18 protein-coding genes and 1 tRNA gene are annotated in these 19,592 nt (G+C 66.8%); 12 read left to right on the top strand and 7 right to left on the bottom strand.

Going from position 1 to position 19,592, the window contains the following annotated elements:
* Positions 1–39: 39 nt before the first annotated feature.
* Entirely contained in the window at positions 40–624 is a 585-nt protein-coding gene (locus tag VL752_RS16285; protein ID WP_325356913.1) for an SCO family protein, read from the bottom strand.
* 141 nt (positions 625–765) lie between these two features.
* Between VL752_RS16285 and VL752_RS16280 the strand changes: the two genes are divergently transcribed.
* Positions 766–2,754 (top strand): methyl-accepting chemotaxis protein, encoded by a 1,989-nt coding sequence (locus VL752_RS16280; protein ID WP_325356912.1) that lies wholly within the window; start codon positions 766–768, stop codon positions 2,752–2,754.
* 49 nt (positions 2,755–2,803) lie between these two features.
* On the opposite strand, the gene VL752_RS16275 is transcribed toward VL752_RS16280, so the two are convergent.
* The 3 genes from VL752_RS16275 to VL752_RS16265 form a co-directional block, all read right to left on the bottom strand.
* A complete protein-coding gene (locus VL752_RS16275; RefSeq protein WP_325356911.1) occupies positions 2,804–3,802 on the bottom strand; it encodes an MYG1 family protein in 999 nt (332 codons plus the stop codon).
* Positions 3,803–3,889: 87 nt separating this feature from the next.
* Positions 3,890–4,600 (bottom strand): CBS domain-containing protein, encoded by a 711-nt coding sequence (locus VL752_RS16270; RefSeq protein ID WP_325356910.1) that lies wholly within the window; start codon positions 4,598–4,600, stop codon positions 3,890–3,892.
* A 171-nt stretch (positions 4,601–4,771) separates the two neighbouring features.
* Complete coding sequence (locus VL752_RS16265) at positions 4,772–4,975, bottom strand: cold-shock protein (RefSeq protein WP_325356909.1); 204 nt, start codon at positions 4,973–4,975, stop codon at positions 4,772–4,774.
* Between the two features lie 319 nt (positions 4,976–5,294).
* On the opposite strand from VL752_RS16265, the gene VL752_RS16260 reads away from it, so the two are divergent.
* From VL752_RS16260 to apaG, 7 genes are all read left to right on the top strand, one after another.
* Complete coding sequence (locus VL752_RS16260) at positions 5,295–6,539, top strand: aromatic ring-hydroxylating oxygenase subunit alpha (RefSeq protein WP_325356908.1); 1,245 nt, start codon at positions 5,295–5,297, stop codon at positions 6,537–6,539.
* A 1-nt stretch (position 6,540) separates the two neighbouring features.
* On the top strand, positions 6,541–7,578 hold the full coding sequence (locus VL752_RS16255; protein ID WP_325356907.1) for a flavin reductase family protein: 1,038 nt from the start codon (positions 6,541–6,543) through the stop codon (positions 7,576–7,578).
* Between the two features lie 2 nt (positions 7,579–7,580).
* Positions 7,581–8,843, top strand: coding sequence for a cystathionine gamma-synthase family protein (locus VL752_RS16250; RefSeq protein ID WP_325356906.1), 1,263 nt, complete (start codon positions 7,581–7,583; stop codon positions 8,841–8,843).
* Complete coding sequence (locus tag VL752_RS16245) at positions 8,843–10,393, top strand: FAD-dependent oxidoreductase (RefSeq protein ID WP_325356905.1); 1,551 nt, start codon at positions 8,843–8,845, stop codon at positions 10,391–10,393. The genes VL752_RS16250 and VL752_RS16245 overlap by 1 nt, the downstream gene beginning before the upstream one ends.
* A gap of 12 nt (positions 10,394–10,405) precedes the next feature.
* Complete coding sequence (locus tag VL752_RS16240; RefSeq protein ID WP_325356904.1) at positions 10,406–11,587, top strand: NAD(P)/FAD-dependent oxidoreductase; 1,182 nt, start codon at positions 10,406–10,408, stop codon at positions 11,585–11,587.
* 14 nt (positions 11,588–11,601) lie between these two features.
* Positions 11,602–12,723, top strand: a complete 1,122-nt coding sequence (locus tag VL752_RS16235) for an NAD(P)/FAD-dependent oxidoreductase (protein ID WP_325356903.1) — start codon at positions 11,602–11,604, stop codon at positions 12,721–12,723.
* Between the two features lie 91 nt (positions 12,724–12,814).
* A complete protein-coding gene (gene apaG / locus VL752_RS16230) occupies positions 12,815–13,246 on the top strand; it encodes a Co2+/Mg2+ efflux protein ApaG (RefSeq protein WP_325356902.1) in 432 nt (143 codons plus the stop codon).
* Positions 13,247–13,260: 14 nt separating this feature from the next.
* On the opposite strand, the gene VL752_RS16225 is transcribed toward apaG, so the two are convergent.
* Entirely contained in the window at positions 13,261–13,494 is a 234-nt protein-coding gene (locus tag VL752_RS16225; RefSeq protein WP_325356901.1) for a hypothetical protein, read from the bottom strand.
* 343 nt (positions 13,495–13,837) lie between these two features.
* Here VL752_RS16225 and VL752_RS16220 point away from each other — a divergent pair, with 343 nt between their 5' ends.
* A complete protein-coding gene (locus tag VL752_RS16220) occupies positions 13,838–14,053 on the top strand; it encodes a ribbon-helix-helix domain-containing protein (protein ID WP_325356900.1) in 216 nt (71 codons plus the stop codon).
* Between the two features lie 10 nt (positions 14,054–14,063).
* Here VL752_RS16220 and VL752_RS16215 read toward each other — a convergent pair whose 3' ends face one another.
* A complete protein-coding gene (locus tag VL752_RS16215) occupies positions 14,064–17,087 on the bottom strand; it encodes an AsmA family protein (protein ID WP_325356899.1) in 3,024 nt (1,007 codons plus the stop codon).
* A gap of 351 nt (positions 17,088–17,438) precedes the next feature.
* Between VL752_RS16215 and VL752_RS16210 the strand changes: the two genes are divergently transcribed.
* Positions 17,439–18,254 (top strand): TerB family tellurite resistance protein, encoded by an 816-nt coding sequence (locus VL752_RS16210; protein ID WP_325356898.1) that lies wholly within the window; start codon positions 17,439–17,441, stop codon positions 18,252–18,254.
* Between the two features lie 66 nt (positions 18,255–18,320).
* Here VL752_RS16210 and VL752_RS16205 read toward each other — a convergent pair whose 3' ends face one another.
* Positions 18,321–18,632 carry a YggT family protein gene (locus VL752_RS16205; RefSeq protein WP_325356897.1) on the bottom strand — a complete coding sequence of 104 codons (312 nt, stop codon included), beginning with the start codon at positions 18,630–18,632 and terminating at the stop codon, positions 18,321–18,323.
* Between the two features lie 121 nt (positions 18,633–18,753).
* On the opposite strand from VL752_RS16205, the gene VL752_RS16200 reads away from it, so the two are divergent.
* Both VL752_RS16200 and VL752_RS16195 read left to right on the top strand, forming a co-directional pair.
* Positions 18,754–18,829: transfer RNA gene (locus VL752_RS16200), tRNA-Ala, on the top strand.
* 392 nt (positions 18,830–19,221) lie between these two features.
* Positions 19,222–19,592 (top strand): pentapeptide repeat-containing protein (locus tag VL752_RS16195; protein ID WP_325356896.1); only part of this gene is annotated, 371 nt, incomplete at its 3' end.

The raw sequence follows: 19,592 nt of genomic DNA, 5'->3' as shown, positions 1-19,592 counted from the left end.
TGCGCGACGGCGCTGGCCTGCCAGTCTAACCCCGATGCGCTAGCCCTGGTCCGGCGCGCCCATGGCAGTACGCACCCGGCGCGCGAGTGCTACCGGCGTGAGGCTCGCGGGCAGGATTTCCGCAACCTTTCCTCGCGGATCGACCAGATAGAGAAAAGTCGAGTGGTTCACGAGATAGGCGCCGCCGCCGCCCGGCACCGCCTGCTTCGCCACATAGACGCGATATTCCCCAACGATGCGGTCAATCTCCGCCTGGCTGCCGGTGAGGCCCATGAGATCCGGGCTAAAAAGCGCCACGTAACGGGCCATGACGGGCACTGTGTCCCGCGCCGGATCGACGGTGACGAAGACCGGGGTCAGCGCGCGGCCATCCGCGCCAAGCGCCCCCCGCGCCGCAATGATCTTCTGCAGATCGGTGGGGCAGACGTCCGGGCAGAAGGTATAGCCGAAGTAAAGCAGCAGCCAGCCTCCGCGCAGATCGACATCCGTCACGGTCTTGCCGGTTCGCGCATCGGTAAGGGCGAAGGGGCCGCCGATCACAGCGGCGCTGGCACCTTGGGCCAGCAGGCCGAGGGTCGCGCCGAAGGCCACTGACAGCAGGGCACGTCGGGCCCAGCGGGTCATCGCTCGCATTCCTCTCTCCTCCCCTAGCCGCGCGGCAGGCTCACCTGACAGTCACTCGAATTTTACCATTCCCCCGGTATCAGACGCCGACACAACCGCCCGCGATCGGGCGTGCCGGGGCCGCGATCCGAGGAGACCATAGTGAAGAATGCACCGATCACCGCTAAGATCATGCTCATCCTGGGCATTTTCGGACTCTTCGTGCTTGGGGTCGCTTTCTATGCCACCGGGCAGATCAAGCATATCGGCGGCAGCTATGATGCGCTGATCCGGGACCAGAACAAGGCCGCCCTCTCGCTCTCGCAGGCATCCCGCAATATGCAGACTGCGCGCGCCTCGATCGCCGATCTCGCTCTTTCCAACACGGCGATCGGCAATCAGGCCGCAATCGCCGAATTGCGGGAGGCGACGCAGCGGTTCACGGAGCTCAGCGATCTTGCCGCCCGGTCCTCCCCCGAACACACACGGGAGATAGACTCGCTCAAGGCCCAGGCGCTTGACGTTCTGAAAAACGGCTGTGGCAAAGCGATCGCGGATGCCATGGCCGCCACCCAGACGGCTGATATCCTCGCCTCGCAGGCGACCTTCCTTGGCCTCTGCGCGCCGCTCTTCCCGCCCCTGACGGACGCCTATGCCAAGGAAGTCGACGGCCTCAGCCGAGAGGCTGAGCAGGCCCAGAAATCCCTGCAGACGTTGACCGGTCGCACCATCCTGATCACTTATGGCGGCATAATTCTTGGCCTCGTCATCATCGGCATGATCGGCTTCTTCGGCGCGCGGGCCTGGATCATCCGGCCGATCCGCAACCAGATCGCGATCATGGCCCGGCTGTCCGGCGGCGATTTCGATACCGAAGTAGACGGCACCGAGCGAAAGGACGAGGTCGGCGCCATTGCCCGGGCGGTAGCGATCTTCCGTGATGCCGGCCGCGAAAAGGTCCGTCTCGAAGCCGAAACGGCGGAGCAGCGCGCCCATGCCGAGGAGCAGCGCAGCCAGCAGGAGGCACAGCGCGCCCATAGCGCACAGCAGGCAACCACGGTTGTCGAGTCCCTGGCCATGGGTCTCGAAAAGCTTTCGGGCGGCGATCTCCTCTTCCGCCTCGAGCATGCCTTCAGCAGCGAATACGAGAAGCTGCGACGCGATTTCAATGGCGCCATGGACAAGCTGCTGCAGACGATGAAGTCGATCTCGCTCAATACCCAGGGCGTGCGCTCCGGCGCCGGCGAGATCAGTCAGGCCTCGGACGATCTTTCGCGCCGGACGGAGCAGCAGGCGGCGAGCCTGGAGGAGACCGCGGCCGCGCTGGACGAGATTACCGCCACCGTGCGCCGCACGGCGGAAAGTGCCACCGAGGCACGCGGCACCGCCTCGGCCGCCAAGACCGATGCCGAGCAATCGGGGAATGTGGTGCGCGAGACGGTGACCGCGATGAGTGGCATCGAGACCTCGTCCAAACAGATCGGCAACATCATCGGCGTCATCGACGAAATTGCCTTTCAGACCAATCTCCTCGCGCTCAATGCCGGGGTGGAGGCGGCGCGCGCGGGCGAAGCCGGGCGTGGCTTCGCGGTGGTCGCAACCGAGGTCCGGGCCCTCGCCCAGCGTTCCGCCGATGCGGCCAAGGAGATCAAAACCCTCATCTCGGCCTCGAGCAGACAGGTGGAAAGCGGCGTGCGGCTGGTCGGCGAGACCGGAAAGGCGCTGGACCGCATCGCCGATCAGGTCTCGCGCCTCAACGGCCTCATCGGAGATATCGCCTCCTCCGCCCAGGAGCAGTCGACGGGTCTGGCCGAGGTCAACAGCGCCATGAACCAGATGGATCAGGTAACCCAGCAGAATGCCGCCATGGTGGAGGAGGCGACGGCGGCGAGCCACAGCCTCGCCAAGGAGGCCGAGACCCTGGGCCGGCTTGTCTCGCAGTTCAGGCTCGGCGGCGGTGCGGAGGCCGGATCGGCCCAGGGCGCCGCGAGTTCGAAGCGGCCGGCCGGGAAGCCAGCACCGGCCGCCAAGCCCAGCGGTGGGGCGCCCTCACCTCGGGCACCGGCGCCCCGCGCCGCCCCGCTCCCGGCCTCGGCGCGCCCTGCCCCCGCCATGGCGGCGGCAGAGGACGACGGCTGGAGTGAATTCTGATGCCCGTCCGGGCTGCGGCACACAGATCTGCCGCAGCCCGATCGCGGTGTCAGCCGAGCTGAGGTTCGGGCATGGCGTCAGCCGGCAGGGCGGCGGCATCAATCTCAAGAGCTCGGCGCGCCATGGCGAGCGCCCCGTCCCGGGACCGCGCCGCCCCCACAAAGCGGCGGACATGAACGAAGACGGCATCCGGCACCCCGGTTGCCGCCGCCAGCGCCTCACTCTCCAAACCCGCCCAGGCCTCCGGCAGAGGCACGCGCTGCGCGAAGGAATCCTTTTGCGGCGGCATGGTGTCGATCATCCAATTGCCGTTCGACGCCGGGCTCACGCAGAAGACCACCGGCAGATCATGGGCGAAAACCGCATTCTTCCAGGGCATGCCCTGGTCCAGAACGAGGATTCGCGGGTCGTCGGCCACCTTCTGAGCCGCGAGCACCATGCCCTCCGCCAGCAGCCGGGCACGCAGCCCGTCCACCCGGCGGCGCAGCACGCCTTCGGCGAAGACCGCGGCTTGCAGGAAGGCCACGTCGCCGGCGCCGGGGCCATTCGCCTCCGGACTGTCCCAGGGCGGATTGAAATCGCCCACCAGCCGGGCGAGGCCGAGACCGTCATCCACCAACTGGCCGCGCAGCGAAATGCCGTTGTCGAGTTCGTCGATCCGCCGCAGCATGCTCTCGTCGAGTTCTGCGGCAATGGCGGCGGCGGTCTCCGGTTCCCCGCCCGGCCCGAGCAGGGCGAGGACGGCCCGCGCCCCATAGATCTGCCAGATCAGACCGGCGGAGGAATAGGGCGTACCGTCCGGCCGGAGCGGCGCGCCGCGTTGATGATGGTCAAAACGGCTCGCCGCAACATCGTAGGCCAGCCCGACATCCCAGACGATGTCGCCGCTCTCGATCAGCGCGCGCTCCCGCGTGCGGACAAGCAGGTGATCCTCTCCCACGCGGCCGAGGCCGAGCGCCAGGCGCAGCACGGCATAGGCAAAAACGTCATCGCAATGAAACTTCCCGCTATGGGTAACGAGACGAGGGACTTGTGCGCCAGAGGGCATCGTATGCGGATCCGTGAAGCAATTTCTTGAGCCTTGCTGCCATAGCGCAAGAAAAGGATCCAGGTCTTGCCCCCTCTTCGGGTGGGATCAAGCGGGGTAGATGGAACCCGTCACCGGTTCGACAAAGATGATCTTGTCGATCACCGTCAGGATGCCCGGCACTGTTTCGACGGCCACACGCAGCGCCGGGCGCAGCCGCTCATCATGGATGACACCTTCGACCGTTGCTGCCCCGTCCTCCACCCGCACGTCGATATTGCTGTTGTCGAACAGAGAGACGCGGCCGAGCGCGGCCCTCACCCGCAGTTCGAGCTCGTCATCCGAGGCCGAACGCAGCGGGGCGGCGAGTTCCGCCAGCCTGCGGCCCAGGGCGCGGACGAGATCGGCGCGCGAAATGATGCCCACGAGCCGGCCGTCCCGCAGCACCGGCACGCGGCGGACGCGCTTCGTTTCCATGATCCGCACCACTTCGGCGAGGGGCGTGTCCTCCGCGACCGAGATGACCTGTTCGGTCATCAGATCGCTCACCCGGCGGCTGTGGCTGCGCACGTATTCGGTCACCTCGCGACCGGGACCGAGCAGCAGGTCGAGGAAGGAGCGCCGCCTTGGCTCGACGGTTGCCGTCTCCACGCGGCGCAACAGATCGCCTTCGGTAATGATGCCCGCGAGCTGCCCCTGTTCCGTGACGACCGGCACGCCGGAAGCACCACGCGCGACCATGAGCGCAATCACCGCTTCGATGCTGGCGTCCAGACCTACCGTCGCCACATCTCGTGTCATGATTTCGCCGGCCAGCATAACCTGTCCCTCCCCCGTTCCTGAGGCAGGAAGGCTGCGCCTCGCTGGGCGAATTAGCTTTGATTTCGATCAAGCGCCGGAGGCCGGCCCGGGGCACGCCCAAGAAAAAGGCGGCGGCCTCAAAAGGACCGCCGCCTGGTTTCTGATCCGTCGGAGGACGGGTGGCCGATGTCAGACCTTGAGGTTGACCGCAGCCATCTTGCCCTTCTGGCCCCGCTCCAGATCGAAGCTGACCTTCTGGCCCTCATTCAGCCCACTCAGACCGGCGCGCTGCACGGCGGAAATGTGCACGAACACATCCGCGCCGCCGTCTTCCGGCTGAATGAAGCCATAGCCCTTGGTACCATTGAACCACTTAACCGTGCCGACCGACATCGGGTCTCTCCTCGCACCTGGCAACCCGCAACATGCGGGCCAAACTGACTTTTACATTGGGGGGAGGCGCGCGGCGCGCGGAAACCCGCATACCGAAACACTTGTAGCCCAGGATGAAAAGCGCCGAGGAAATCTATGTACGGTTCGCGGAAGGATTGCTAGGCAAAAATCGCCGCCCGTTACGGCCCCCAAAAAGCCCCTGTGAAAATTCGATAAGCGCATGAGCAAATGAGATTTGCGGACGCCCCGGTCAGTGATGTCATCATCCCGTCACGGCAGGACCGCGGCTGAGCGGCACCGCCGGCAATCGGAGCGCGCGATGACTGACTATGGTCCCATCAAGGCTGCCCTTCTGGCGCGTCCGGCGCGGCACTCCCTGCCGCAGCGCCTCTATAACGACGATGCGGTTTTCGACTTCGACCAGAAGGCAATCTTCCACCGCAGCTGGATTCTCATCGGTTTCGAGGTCGAGTTCGCGGGCCCCGGCAGTTACCAGTCTCTCAAGATCGGCGGCGCGCCGATCCTCGTGATCCGGGGCAAGGACGGCGTGCTGCGGGGCTTCCACAATACCTGCCGCCACCGCGGCGCCGAACTCTGCGCCGAGGGCGCGGGCAAGGCCGCCCGCCTCGTCTGCCCCTACCACCAATGGACCTATGATCTTTCGGGCAAGCTGATCTTCGCCGGCCGAATGGGCGAGGATTTCGACGCCTCCGCCCATGGCCTCGCCCCCATCCATGTCGAGACGCTGGAAGGCACCGTCTATGTCTGTCTGAGCGAGACCCCGCCCGACTTCGCGCCCTATCGTGAAGCAGTCGGGCCCATGCTCGCGCCCCATGACTTTCGCAATGCCCGCATCGCCCACGAGGCCACGCTGGTCGAGAAGGCCAACTGGAAGCTGGTCATGGAGAATGCGCGGGAATGCTACCACTGCGCCGGCCGGCATCCGGAACTCGCCGTCACCTTCCCGATCTATGCCAAGGGCAATTTTGAATCGGTCAGCGATCACGAGGCGGAGTTCGACCGGCGGATGACGGAACTCGGCCTGCCTGGTGCCCCGGTCGAGGACGACTGGTGGCAAGCCGCCCGTTTCCCGCTCAACCCCGGCATGGTCTCCATGACGATGGATGGCGCACGCGCCGTCTCGAAGCTCATGTGCCGCACGGGCGATGGGGATATCGGCAGCCTGCGCTGGGCGCTCGAGCCCCACAGCTTCTGCCACTCCACGGGCGACTTCACCTTCATGTTCACCTGCATCCCTGTGAGCACGAAGGAGACCCTCGTTCTCGGCAAATGGCTCGTCCACAAGGATGCCGTCGAAGGCGTCGACTACGACTTCGGGAATCTGGTGAAACTCTGGGACGCGACCAATCTGGAGGACCGGGATCTTTGCGAGCTCAATCAGCGCGGGGTGGACAGCCCGGGCTACCGCCCCGGCCCCTATTCGCGGGTCGCGGAGTCGCTGGTCGAACGTTTCACCAGCTATTACGTCGCGAAGGCGCTGGATTATATCGCCGAGGTCGAAGCGGCAGACCACGCGCCGCTCGCCGCACTCGCGGCTGATTAGCGTGGCCGATCCCGCCATCTGGTCCGGCGGCGCAGACCTCCTCCGCTGCCTTTCGGTCACGCCGGAGGCACCCGGCGTCAAGACCTTCCGCTTCGCACCGGAAAGCGGGCTGCCCCTGCGCTTCCATGCCGGGCAGTTCGTGACCCTGGGCCTGCCGCTCGCGGCCGGCACCGTCTGGCGCTGCTTCACCATTGCCTCCTCCCCGCTGCAGACGGAGGCGATCGATCTGACCATCAAGACCCAGGGTGGCGAAGCGACGGTCAACGCCTCCGCCACCGCCTGGATGCATGCGCATCTCGAAGCGGGGATGACACTCGCGGCCCAGCCCCCCGCCGGGCCCTTCTGCCTCATGCATCCGCCGGAGGTGCCGCTGCTCCTCGTCTCGGCCGGCAGCGGCGCGACGCCGATGGTCTCCATCGCGCGCTTCCTGCGCGATATCGGGGACCGCACGCCGGTCCATTACGTCCATCTCGCCCGCAGCGAGAGCGAGCTTTTGTTCAAGGCCGAGATCGAAGCGATCGCGGGCGAACTCGGCTCCTGGACGGTCGATTGGCTGACGACCGCCAGCGGCCGGCCCGATGCCGCGAGTTTCGCCCGCCTCACCCCCGATCTCGCGCGCCGGGAAGTGTTCTGCTGCGGGCCGGCAGGTTTCATGGCGTCGGTCGAGGACGCTCACGCGAAAGCGGGCGGCCCGGCCGCACGCTTCCGGAAGGAGGCTTTCGTCGCCATTCCGATTCCTGAACTCGCACCCCACGCCGCCGCGAAGGAGACCGCAACCCGCTTCACCCTCCGCTTCCAGCCAGCGGGCCGCGAGACCGAGGCCGGGCCGGAAGAGACGGTACTCGCGGCTGCCGGGCGCCTCGGTATCGCCATCCCCTATGCCTGCGGGGACGGCATTTGCGGCACCTGCCGCATCCGTAAGACATCAGGCGAGGTTGAGATGCATCATCAAGGCGGCATCGAGGAGGAGGAGATCGCGGATGGCGAGATCCTTGCCTGCTGCAGCTACCCCCGCTCCCACCTCGTTCTGGAAGTCTGACCATGGCAGAGACCCCCAAGACCCGGCTCTCGCTCGAAACGCTTGCCATCAGTGCAGGCTACGACGCGGCGGAGCATCAGGGCGCGGCCAAGCCGCCCATCTACATGACCTCCACCTTCGTCTATCCCTCGGCGGCACAGGCCAAGGCGGTGCATCAGGCTTTCTTCGACGGCGAGGTGCCTGAGAAATCCGGCAAGAACGGCTTCATCTATGCGCGGCTCGACCACCCGAACCTGGTCATGGCGCAGGCGCGCATCGCGACGCTGGATAGGGCCGAGGATTCCGCCCTGTTTGCCTCCGGCATGGCAGCCGTCTCCACCCTCGCGCAATGTTTCCTGCGGCCGGGCGACAGCGTTCTGCACAGCCGCCCGATCTACGGCGGCACGGACATGCTGCTCCATACCCATATGACGGAGATGGGTGTGCATCCGGTCGGCTTCACCGATGGGGTTGACGAGGCCCATCTGACGCAGATGGCCGATGCCGCCATGGCGCGCGGCCCGCTGACCCTGATCATGGTGGAAAGCCCCGCCAACCCCACCTGCGCCATCGCCGATATCGCCCTCATCTCCCGCTTGGCCGACCGCGTGGCGCTGGCCCAAGGCAGGCGGCCGATCATTTCCGTCGACAACACCTTCCTCGGCCCCTTTCTGCAAAGCCCGCTCGAACACGGTGCCGATCTCTGCCTCACCTCGCTCACCAAATATGCCGGCGGCCACAGCGATTTCATGGGTGGCAGCATCAGCGGCCCGAACGCGCTGGTGGGAAAGCTCAAGAAGCTGCGCACGCTGATGGGCAACCATGCCGATCCGCACAACTGCTGGATGCTGCTGCGCTCGGTCGAAACCATGGCGCTGCGCACCGAACGCGCCGTTGCCAATGCAAGGACGATCGCGACCTTCCTGCGCGATCATCCCAAAGTTGTGCGCATCACCTATCTCGGCTTCCTGGCCGAAGGCTCGCCCGAGCGTGCCGTCTATGACCGGCAATGCGCGGCACCGGGCTCGACCTTCTCCTTCGATGTCGAGGGGGGCGAGGCTGGCGCGTTCCGCTTCCTCGACCGCTTGCGTCTGCTGCGCTTTGCCGTCAGCCTGGGCGGGACCGAGACCTTGATCTGTCACCCGGCCACCACCACCCATTACGCCGTGCCGGAGGAGGCGCGGGCCGCCGTTCATATCGGGCCGGCCACCATGCGCGTCTCGGTCGGCATCGAGACGGCGTCCGACCTCGTCGCCGATCTCGCCCAAGCCCTGGAGGCCGTCTGATGGAAGACGAAAGCAACCCGACCGATCTGCACGCCATCGGGGAGAAACACATCCGGGCTGCCGAGGAGGCCGAAATCCTGGTCATCGGCGCGGGCGAAGCCGGGATTGCCGCGGCGCTGACCGCGGCGCGCGCGGGTGCGAAAGTGACCCTGGTTGACGAGAACCCGGTCGGCGCCGGTCTCATCGGCATGGATGTGCCCCTGCTCTACGGCAACCGCTGGACGGCGGCTGTGCAGAACCAGGGCCGCATGCTGGAGCAGGTGCTCGCCGCCTCCCCGGGCCTGGAAGAGGCATTCGAACTGGGCGTGGATGTCCGCCTCGGGACCTATGCCTGGGGCGCGTTCGTGGCCGGTCCCAATCTGCGCTCCTTGCCCGAGCCGGTTGTGGGCCTCGCGGACGAGACCCGCTCCTGGCTGATGGGCTTCCGTCGCCTCATCATCGCCGCCGGCGCACGGGATCTGGTGCTCTCCTTCAAGGGGTTCGAGATTCCGGGCGTGGTCGGCGCGCTGGGCATGGCGTCCCTCATCCGCACCTACGCCGCCTTCAACGGCACAAACATCGTCATTCTTGGCAGCGGCGACCTCGCGGTCGCGACCGCGACCATGGCCCTCGATGCCGGGCTCAGCGTCGCCGCCATGGTCGAGGTGCGGGACGCACCGCAGGCCGATGTTTCCGCCCTCGTCGCACGCGGCGTCGCGCTCATCACCGGCCACACCATTCTGGAGGCCGCAGGCACGGCGGAGGGTGTCTCGGCCGCCCTCCTCGCCCCCATCGGCGGCGGCGCACCCCAGCGCATTGCCTGCGACACCATCTGCCTCGCCATCGGCGCCGTGCCCGTGATCGACCTCGCCGATGTCGCGGGTGCCAAGATGACGCGGGAGAATGGCGCCTTCGTGCCCGCGAAACTGCCGGCGGGCGTCTTCCTCGCGGGCGACTGCGCGGGCCTTGGACAGGATGCGGCGCTCTCAGGCCGTGTAGCGGCAGCCTCCGCCCTCGCCTCTCTCGGCTACACGGCCGAAACACCGCCCGAACGCGAAACCAGCACGCCTCTTGCCGAGGATACCGACGCCTATCGCATGGACTGGATGCGGGCGTTGATGGCGACCGGCGGCGCGGACGTGATGGCGTGCTCCTGCGAGGAGGTGAGCCGGCGGGATCTGCTGGAGGTGCAGCCGCCGCGCTATCTCCAGGCCCCCACCGAGAAGCACAACAGCCTCGCCAGCCTGGAGACCGACGGGCCGGTCAACCAGGATCAGATCAAGCGCCTCACCCGCGCCTGCATGGGCCCCTGCCAGGCCCGGCGCTGCCGCGAGCAGGTGGCGATGATCATGGCCATCGGCACGGACCGTCCTCTCGCCGCCATCGCCCTTGCCGGCTACCGCGCGCCGGTGCGGCCCCTGCCCCTCGGCGTGCTCGCCGCCGCCGAGGAATGCCAGGAGATGGTCGAAGGCTGGAACGTCTGGTTCGGCATCCGCACGCAGTGGATTCCCTATGACGACATCGGCACCGAGCGCGAAATCGAGCGCGCCGGCCGCATGGCCCATTTCTGAGAGGCGCGCACCATGTCGGAGATCAAGAAGAGTGCCGCCGTCATCATCGTCGGCGGCGGCGTCACCGGCCTCAGCGCCGCCTGGTGGCTGGCCCGGGACGGGGTGGATGTTCTCGTCATCGACAAGGGCATCGTCGGCTGGGAGGCCTCGGGCCGCAACGGCGGCGGCTGCACCCATTACCAGAGCCCGTTGTTCCACGAGGAGCAGCGCCTCTGGCCGCAGATGGACGAACTGCTCGGCTATCCCACCGAATACCGGCGCGAGCGCGTCATCATGGCGCTCACCGAGGCGCAGCTTTCGCAATACAAGGACCACGGCGATATCTGCGCTGGCATGGGCTATCACTATGAAGTTCTGGATCAGAAACAGACCCGCGAACTCGTGCCACTCGCGGGAGACAACGTGGTCGGCGCCGTGCATTACCATTTCGGTGGCCAGGCCAATCCGCAGCGCACCGTGCAGGCCTATGCCTGGGCGCTGCAGGATCTCGGCGGCCGCATTCTGCAGCACACGGCGGTCTCCTCCCTCATTCTCGAAGGGGACAAGATCCGCGGTGTGGAAACCTCCCTCGGCCGTTTCGACTGCGACCATCTGGTGCTGGCCGCCGGCCCGCAATCGGGCGCGCTGCTGGCCGGGATCGGCATCACGCTGCCGGTTGCCCCGGCGCGGGCTGAGATGATCGTGACAGAGCCGCTGCCGCTGATGAAGATCGGCGGGGTAGACGGCAATGGCCTCTACGGAAGGCAGACGCTGCGCGGCAATCTCGCCTATGGCGGCGGCCCGCATGAATGGCTTGCCGATACCCCCGCGGCGGGCGGGCCGATCTCCCGCCCCGCAACGCAGCTTCTGCAGAACCTGTCCAAGCGCCTGGTCGAGCTTTTCCCAAAAGCGGCCCATGTCCGCGTCATCCGCTCCTGGGCCGGAATCATCGAAAACACGCCCGACGGACGACCAGTGATCGACCGCCTCTCCGACCCCGGCAACCTGACCGTTTGCACCATGAGCAGTGTCGGCTTCGGCCTCTCTCCCGCCACCGGTCATGCCATCCGCGACCTCGTGGTGGACGGAACGTGCAGCTTCGCTGAAATCGGAAAACTCGGCCTCGGCCGCTTCGCGAACCTGCCCCGCGATTGGCGCGTAAGGCAGGGCTGGGTTCCGCCCGCCATTCCGGACTATGAATCGGCCAAAGCGTAAAAAGGGCAGGACGAATGGCAGGCAAGGGACGGGTTCTGATCATCGGCGCCGGCATCGTGGGTCTCGCGACGGCATGGCGTCTCCAGAAGCGCGGTTTCGAGGTCGAAATCTTCGAACAAGGGCCGATCCCGAATCCGATGGGGTCCTCCTGGGACGAACACCGGATCACCCGCCACGCTTACGGCGAGTTTACCGGCTACGCCCACCTCATGCCGCATGCCTATGAGCTGTGGCGAGAATTGTGGAAGGATCTCGGCGCCTCCCACTACGAACCCACGGGCGCGACCTACTTCATCCGCGAGGAGACGCCCTGGTATCAGGGCACGACCGAATCGCTGGACGCGATGGACATCCACTTCCGCGAGGTCCCGCTGAACAAGGCGGTGCGGCGCTATCCGATGATCAATCTCGATCAGGTCACGAAAGTGGTCGAGACCAACGGTGCCGGCCTCCTCTTCCCGTTCCGGATCGTCCGCGGTCTGACCAACCTGCTCGGCGCGCAGGGCACCACCTTCCACGCCATGCACAAAGTGACCGCGATCGACCCCGAGCACGGCACGCTGACTGCCAATGGCCGCACCTTCACGGGTGACCGCATCGTCGTCGCGGCCGGCGCCTGGGCAGACCGGCTGGTGCCCGATCTGCAGCCCGAAGCGGTGCCTTCCCGCCAGGCGGTGATGTTCATGCTGCCGCCACCCGACCTGGTGGAGGCCTGGTCCGAAGCCTCCGTCATGGCCGATCTCGGCGATGCCTCGAGCTGCTACATCCTGCCGCCGCATCGCGGCACCCGCCTCAAGATCGGCGATCACGTCTTTACGCGGCGCGGCGACGCCGACCAGGACCGCACCGCGACCGACGAGGATGTCGCCCGCCTTCTCGGAGCGCTCAAGCTCGTTCTTCGCGACTTCGATCGCTATCAGGTGCTGGAACGCAAGGCCTGCTACTACACCGTGACCGATGACGAGCACTTCATCCAGCGGCCGATCGGCGCGAAGGGCTGGCTGATCAGCGCCTGTTCCGGCCACGGCTTCAAGCTCGGCATGCTGACAGGCGAACTCGCCGCCCAGGCGCTTGCCGGCGAGCGCCCTGCCGCCGAGGTGACGGAGATTGCCGCCGGGCGCCAGCGTTTGGCCTGAGGCGGCCGGCGCGACGCCCCGGGCGATTGCCGGCTCGCCCGAGCGGGCGTAGCTTGGCCGCGGTGCCAAGCACGGCACGGATTTATGCTGAATGAGGACCGCCGGCCGGCGGCAGGACATGACCGACGCCTATTCAGAAACAACCCGGAACATCCGCGTCACCGTGCGCGCCTTCTATCTCGAGGATCAGTCGCAACCGGAAGAAGGCCGCTACGTCTGGGCCTATCGGGTGACGATCGAGAATCGGGGGCTGGAGACGGTGCAGCTCATCAGCCGCAGCTGGCACATTACCAATGGCCTCGGCCGGGCGCAGCATGTCCATGGCGAAGGTGTGGTGGGAGAGCAGCCCGTGCTCGATCCCGGGGAGAGCTTCGAATATACCTCCGGCACGCCGCTCGACACGCCAACCGGCTTCATGTCGGGCGCCTATCACATGCTGGCGCCGGCCTCGGGCGAATCTTTCGACGTGACCATCCCGGCCTTCAGCCTGGACAGCCCGCATCAGGACCTGCGGCTGCATTAGCCGCAGGCACCCGTTCAGGCATTGGCGTTGGGCAGGGCCCCGCGGTTGAGGGTTTTTGCGGCCGCCGCAAAGGGCGCCCGGCGATAGGTGCGGCTGGCGGCCTCACGCACCTCGGAGAGCCGGGCGAAGAGCTGGCCGTCCATTTCCATGAGCCGGGAATCGACCCCGACAAAGCGATAGCTGTCGCCATAGCGGGCGGCAGCGCCAACAAAAATACCGTCGATTTCGATGACGTGGGATTGTTTCACCGTCGTCTCCTGGCGAAGTCTAGTGTCTGCCTTTTTGGCCCTTTTCGGGCCCACAGCGGCAAGCAGGGCTCTAATAGATGCAGGGTCAGAGTGAAAGAAAACTATTTGTGACCAACGCTCTATAACACTGAATTAACGTCACAAATGAGACTTCGCACGACAAACTGGCTCAGCCTACGAGAGCGAGCCGACGGTCTCGCGGCGACCATTCTTCATGCGGGACGCGTCTCTTGCATGTCGCAGAAATTGTCTGCATCCCCAACTCGTCAATACACCGAACGCCGGCTGACTGACAGTCGGCGTCCCGGCTTGTCATGTCACTGTCACCGCGCAACTGATTACAATGCTGGTTAAGAAAAGCTTCAGCATCGCCGGCCATCGCACCTCTGTCGCCCTCGAACCGGAGTTCTGGGAGGTGCTGGAGGCGTCTGCCCGCTCCCGCGATGAGACCTTGGCCGCCCTCGTCATGGCGGTGGATGCGGCGCGTGCGCCGGAACGGCCGTTGGCCTCGGCGCTGCGCGTGCGCGCGCTGAAAGCGGCGCCTGAAGTCTCAGGCTAGGCCAGCCAGGTCAGGGGGCGGTGGACGGCACCGGAACGGGCGACGCTGCCTGGGTACCCTGGGTCGCGCCCGCGGCCGTGCTGACAGGAGCCGCCGATGTCATGCCCCGCACCAGCCAGGCCGCGGGTTTGCCGATTGGCCCCTGCAGCACTGCCGTCAGCGCATTGGGCGCACCCGCCGGCTGCAAGGTGAGATTGAGATTGCAGGCGCCGCGCACGAGATCGACCTGGCCCTGGGCAGTGACCGTACCGGCCTGACCGGCAAGACCGAAAGAGGCAAGCGTCAGATCGCCCTGAGCGACAGAGAAGGTGCCCGTCATGGCGTCGAAGGGCGTATTGCCGGAGAAGAGCGCGCTGTCGCGCATGCGTTTGGGCATCCGCGGGGCTGGCTGTTGTTCCGTAGCCTTCTCCTCGGCCGCCGCCTCACTCAGCTGGAGACCGGAGAGCGTGCCGTGGGCGGCCTCGAAACCCGCGGTCGCGGTCAGGCTCGCGAGCCAGGAGGCGAGGCTGTAGCCCTGCATCTGGATCGTGCCATGGGCATCGAGCCGCGCGGCGCTGGCGGCCACGGGCAGCCAGGCCGCGAGACTCTGGGTGCCCCCGTCGCCCTTGCTCGCGAGGCTTGCCCCACTCAGCGCAAGATCGGCCGTGAGGGTGGGCGGCGTCGCGCTATCGAGCCGCACCGTGCCGAAAGCATTGCCGCCGGAAAATCCCGCCCGCTCGATAGCGAGGCGCAGTACCCCGTCCGTCACATCGGCATAGGCGCTGACATCCTGCGCGAGCGCGGTCAGCCCGCGCGTCACCCGCCCGATCTTGAGGGACAGCCCGGCCCGCCAGCCGCGCAGCAAGCCGAGCGGCAGCGGATCGTCCATCTGCGGCGCCGGCCAGGGCAAGGTGTCGATCATGACGGTGCCGAGGATCTTGCGGTCTTCTGGCGGCCGGGCGCGGGCCTGGGCCAGCCGGCCGCTGCCATGGAGCAGCCCGGCGCTGAAAGTGAACGGGGAGAGGGACCAGCCGGCGTGATCGGCGGCGGCATTGGCGACGATGGAGAGCGAGCCCTCGCCGAGCCAGGTTCCCGCATAGCCGAAGCCGAGCTGCGTCAGCAGCCGCGTCGCACTCGGATGTTGCAAGGTCAGAACGCCCTTCCAGCTGCCGTGCTGGAGGTCGAGCATCGGCTGCGCCGAAAAGTCGAGATCGCCGAGCGACCCTTGCAGCGAAAGTGCCAGCGCGCCCGGCGGGCCTGAGGCCGTCATGTTCGCAGCGAAAGGCGCATCCCAGAAGGAGGGATCAAAATTCCGCAAAGAGGGCGGGAGCAGAGAGGTGAGCGGGCTCGCATGCGGTGCTGCCAGCACCACACGCGCATTGCGCACGACACCCTTGGGGTCCAGCGCACCGGCCGCCAGGATCTGCATGCCGCCATATTGCCCCGCGAATTGTCGCAGGTTGAGGCCGTTGCGGCCGAGGTCTGCGTCGAACAGCGCATGGTCGATACGGTCCCCGCCAAGCCAAAGTTCGCCAGCGGAGAGCTGCAGATCGGCGGTGACGCCGGTGAGCGCCTGCGCGAGGTCGGCCGGGCGCGGCGGCCGCATCAGCCAGGCGGGCGGCAACCACTGGTCGAGATCGATCCGCCCGAAGGAGAGGCCCGCCGAGAGGCGCGGATCAGCGCCCCGCGTCAGCACGAGTCCACCCGAAACCGAAGTGTCGTTCACCTGGCCGTCGATGCCGGTCAGCGCCAGGCGTGCCGTATTCGCGTTGACCTTCGCGTCGAGCGCCAGATTGCCGAGGCCGAGCAGCGCGCCCGAGAGATCGGGCAGGAAATGGGCTTCCGTGAGCCAATGCAGCGTGACGAGCGGCGCCGGCGCCGCCAGCTTCATCTGGCCGCTAAAGGCCTCGGCGGCCGGATCGTAGAGCCCGGCGAGGGTGAGTTCAGCCTCGCCCGGGAGGGTCGCCTGCAGTGCGTCGACGCGCAGCCGCCGGCGCGACGTCTGCAGTTTCACGCCGAAATGCCTGAGCAGCCCATCCCCGTAGACGGCGGCATCGGCCCCGAGATCGAGCGTCATCGGAATGGCGGCGGTGCTGTGTTTGGGGAAGGATGTCAGCCAGGGGCCGAGATCGAGCAGCGGGGTATGCAGGCTGACGACGAGGCTCGGCTTGTCCGCCGTCTCGGCGCGGCTCGGCGTCAAGCCAAATTCGGCATGGCCGTCCGCCGGCATGCTGCCGAGCGTCAGATGAAGATCGCTGAGGCGCAGCTGGCGCCCATCCGCCCGCAGCCGGCCGGCGGCATCGAAGGGCTGCTCGGGTCCGGGAAAGATCGCCGCGAGATTGGTGCCGTGAGCGGTGAACTGGCCGTCGATCATCCCGTCCGTCGTCATGCGCGCCTTGAGATCGAAGCTGCTCGACGGATTGCCTGGGCTCTGCAGCGCAATATGCAGCGGCGCACTGCCGTCCGAGCCGGTCCAGGACAAGGCAAGGCTCGCCTTCCAGGGCAGACCGCCGGCCTGGGCAGTGCCGTCTATCGCCAAAGCCGTGTCCACGCCGCCGGTGACGACGCTGACATTCGCATCCGTCATGCGCAATGCGCCCACCGAAAAGGTGCCGTGGTCGATGTCGGCGGAGAGGGCGGCGAGCCACGGCGGCGGCTCGATCGAGAGCGGCCCGCTCGGCAAGGGCCAGGGCAGGTGCACGTCCGGATGATCGAGCACGAGATGGGTCACGGCGATGCGCCCCGTAAGCAGCGCGCCGAGCGATAGGTTGAGGGTCAGGGCCGCGGTCGCCATGCGCACGCCATCGGCGTCGTCCCTCACCTCGACCTTCTCGGCCGTGATCGAAGGTTGTGGCAGCAGGCTGAGATGGATCGGGCCATTGATGTCGACCTCGCGGCCGATCAATTCGCTCGCAACCGTCGCGACCGCCCCGCGATGGGCACTCCAGTCGAGCAGGCCCGGTCCAATCCAGAGCAGGCCCACGAGTACAACGAGGGCGCCGAACAGCAGCGGCAGCAGGCGAACGCGCCGCCGCCTCGGCCGCTGCCGCGGCATTCTGCGCGGGGCTCTCACCGCGGCAGCGCCTCCGCCGTCGCGCGGCGGCGGCAGACCCGCGTCCGTTGCTGGTGCCTGGCCTCGCAGGCGGGCTCGGTCATCCATGTCATCGTCATATGCGTCCGAACTGTCGCCGCTCCATCGACCTTCGGCCCGGCCTCGGCGCCGCGCAGAGGCTGTCGTCATACCGGCCCTGGGCCGCGGCGAACAGGCAGTTGTTGGCTTTTCCCGGCAGGCCGCATCCGGAAAAGCGCGCAAATCGCGGCGATGTGGCGCCAGCCTCCCGCCCTGACGCACAACAGCCGCCCGCGCAGCGTTGTTGATATCGCCCTCTGCCGCGCGGCGTGTTAAATGCGGGCCATGCTATGGGGAAAGATCATCGGCGGCGTCGCGGGCTTCGCCGTCGGCGGTCCGGCCGGCGCCGTCATGGGCGCGGCCCTCGGCCATGCGGCCGACAGCGGCGCCATTCCGCAAATCCGGAAAGGGTTGAAGGGCTTCATGCCCAATGGTGGCGGCAGCTCTTCGGCGCCGCTCCATTCAGCCCGCCTTGCCGCCATGCTCGGCCAGCGCGACCAGCTATTCGCCATCGCCGCCGTCAGCCTCTCGGCCAAGCTTGCCAAATGCGACGGGCCGGTGAACCGCCAGGAGATCGACGCCTTCAAGCGCAGCTTCCATGTGCCGCCGCAGAATGTGCCGCTGATCGGCCGGCTCTTCGACGAAGCGCGACAGAGCGCGCAGGGTTTCGAGCCCTTTGCCGAGGAACTCGCCCTCGCCTTCGAAGCGGATAACCGCGTGCTGCTCGAGGAAGTGCTGCGCGCCCTCTTCGCCATCGCCAGGGCGGACGGGCCGTTGAAACCCGCCGAGACGCGCTTCCTGCAGGAGGTGCATCGTCTGCTGCGGCTTGACCGCACGGCCTGGGAACAGGCGATGAACGGGCAGAACCGCGCCCGCCCCGCCGAAGACGGCGACCCCTATCAGGAACTTGGTCTTACCCGCCGCGCCACCAACGAGGAGCTGCGCGAGGCACGCAAGCGCCTGATGCGGGAGAACCACCCGGACGGTCTGGCGGCCCGTGGCGTGCCGCCGGAGTTCGTGGCGAAAGCAACCCAGCGGGCGGCGCGCGTCAACGCCGCCTGGGACCGCATCAAGCGCGAACGCGGCCTCTAAGGCCGATCAATACGTTAGCGTGTAATCCTCGTGCTGGCCGGGGCCGGGGCGGCCGCGGCCAGCGGCTCAGAAGCCACCCATCATCGAGCGGAAATAGAGTTCGCCGATGAGCCGCTGCAAGGCGCCGAGCAGCAGAATCGCGATCAGTGGGCTGATGTCGATATTGCCCAGAAAGGGAATGACGCGGCGAATCGGATTGAGAATCGGCGCCGTCACGCGGTCGAGGAAATCCATCACTGTCCAAACGAGGCGGTTGCGGCTGTCCAGCACGCCGAACGAAGCGAGCGTGCTCATGACGGCGGCAATAATGATGGCCCAGATGTAAAGGCTGATCACCTTTTCGATCAGCCAGACAAACGTGCTCAGAAAGGCCATCATTCCAACCTTGTTCTTCGAAGTCGGCGGACCCTACCGGCCAAGGCTGAGCCATGCAACCGACGAGCGCTGGGGTGCGCTTGACATCGTACGTCATCCCGATCATTAACCCGGCCACGGGAACGGGGCTGTAGCTCAGCTGGGAGAGCGCGTCGTTCGCAATGACGAGGTCAGGGGTTCGATCCCCCTCAGCTCCACCATTCCCGACATCCCACAATCCAATCAGCTCAATCGCTTGAAGCACGGTGTTGTGTGGCCGGCTCAAGATTTGATCATGAACGCGCCACAGGATTGTCATGCTCGGCGGGGCATTGTCCGGGGATGGAAAAGCGGCATGAGACCACTCCCGAAGAGCAGGTGGGGACCGCCCCAGGCGCGGCCCCGCACCGCCATCAGACTGCGTCTGCGGCGGGCGCCGCAGAACCGGCACGCGATCCGCCCACGGCCTTCGAATGGCAGGCCGTGCTGCTGCGCTACCTGCCCGATCCACGCGGATCGCATCACAGCGTGAAGCGATTCGCCGCGCGGTGAATGGACAGGCTTCCGCTGGCACTTCTAAGCTGCGCCGTGCCAGCGCAGAGGCGACGCGTCCTTGGACAGAGCAGAGCTCACGGAACGCCTGAGGGCGCAGACAACCATCTCCCAAGCGACCTTCGCCGGGTTTGACTGGGCGGATTTCGACGCCCAGGAGGCGCGCTTCACCGCCTGCCACTTCGCGGACGCTCAGTTTTCCAATACCAATTTTGCAGGCGCGGTGTTCACGCGATGCCACCTGCCGCGGTCCCGCTTCTCGCGCTGCTCCCTGACCGAGGCGCAATTTACTGATTGCGCCTTCGCCGATTCCAGTTCGGTGGCCAGCGGTGCCACCTTCTTTATGAGCGAGTTGCGGCAGGCCTGTTTCGTGACCTGCGACCTCTCCTTCGCGCGGTTCGAGCGGGCCGATCTCTTCGCGATCACCTTCGA

Origin of the sequence: Acidisoma sp., from assembly GCF_035492295.1 — a bacterium.
GTDB lineage: Bacteria > Pseudomonadota > Alphaproteobacteria > Acetobacterales > Acetobacteraceae > Acidisoma.
This window is presented reverse-complemented; position numbering and strand designations above follow the sequence as displayed.

Bases quoted from the DNA above. Each gene is read 5' to 3' on its own strand.
- VL752_RS16205 (WP_325356897.1), bottom strand. From the start codon at position 18,632: ATGATGGCCTTTCTGAGCACGTTTGTCTGGCTGATCGAAAAGGTGATC.
- VL752_RS16250 (WP_325356906.1), top strand. From the start codon at position 7,581: ATGGCAGAGACCCCCAAGACCCGGCTCTCGCTCGAAACGCTTGCCATC.
- VL752_RS16275 (WP_325356911.1), bottom strand. From the start codon at position 3,802: ATGCCCTCTGGCGCACAAGTCCCTCGTCTCGTTACCCATAGCGGGAAG.
- VL752_RS16220 (WP_325356900.1), top strand. From the start codon at position 13,838: ATGCTGGTTAAGAAAAGCTTCAGCATCGCCGGCCATCGCACCTCTGTC.
- VL752_RS16285 (WP_325356913.1), bottom strand. From the start codon at position 624: ATGACCCGCTGGGCCCGACGTGCCCTGCTGTCAGTGGCCTTCGGCGCG.
- apaG (WP_325356902.1), top strand. From the start codon at position 12,815: ATGAGGACCGCCGGCCGGCGGCAGGACATGACCGACGCCTATTCAGAA.
- VL752_RS16235 (WP_325356903.1), top strand. From the start codon at position 11,602: ATGGCAGGCAAGGGACGGGTTCTGATCATCGGCGCCGGCATCGTGGGT.
- VL752_RS16265 (WP_325356909.1), bottom strand. From the start codon at position 4,975: ATGTCGGTCGGCACGGTTAAGTGGTTCAATGGTACCAAGGGCTATGGC.
- VL752_RS16260 (WP_325356908.1), top strand. From the start codon at position 5,295: ATGACTGACTATGGTCCCATCAAGGCTGCCCTTCTGGCGCGTCCGGCG.
- VL752_RS16270 (WP_325356910.1), bottom strand. From the start codon at position 4,600: ATGCTGGCCGGCGAAATCATGACACGAGATGTGGCGACGGTAGGTCTG.
- VL752_RS16240 (WP_325356904.1), top strand. From the start codon at position 10,406: ATGTCGGAGATCAAGAAGAGTGCCGCCGTCATCATCGTCGGCGGCGGC.
- VL752_RS16245 (WP_325356905.1), top strand. From the start codon at position 8,843: ATGGAAGACGAAAGCAACCCGACCGATCTGCACGCCATCGGGGAGAAA.
- VL752_RS16210 (WP_325356898.1), top strand. From the start codon at position 17,439: ATGCGGGCCATGCTATGGGGAAAGATCATCGGCGGCGTCGCGGGCTTC.
- VL752_RS16215 (WP_325356899.1), bottom strand. From the start codon at position 17,087: ATGCCGCGGCAGCGGCCGAGGCGGCGGCGCGTTCGCCTGCTGCCGCTG.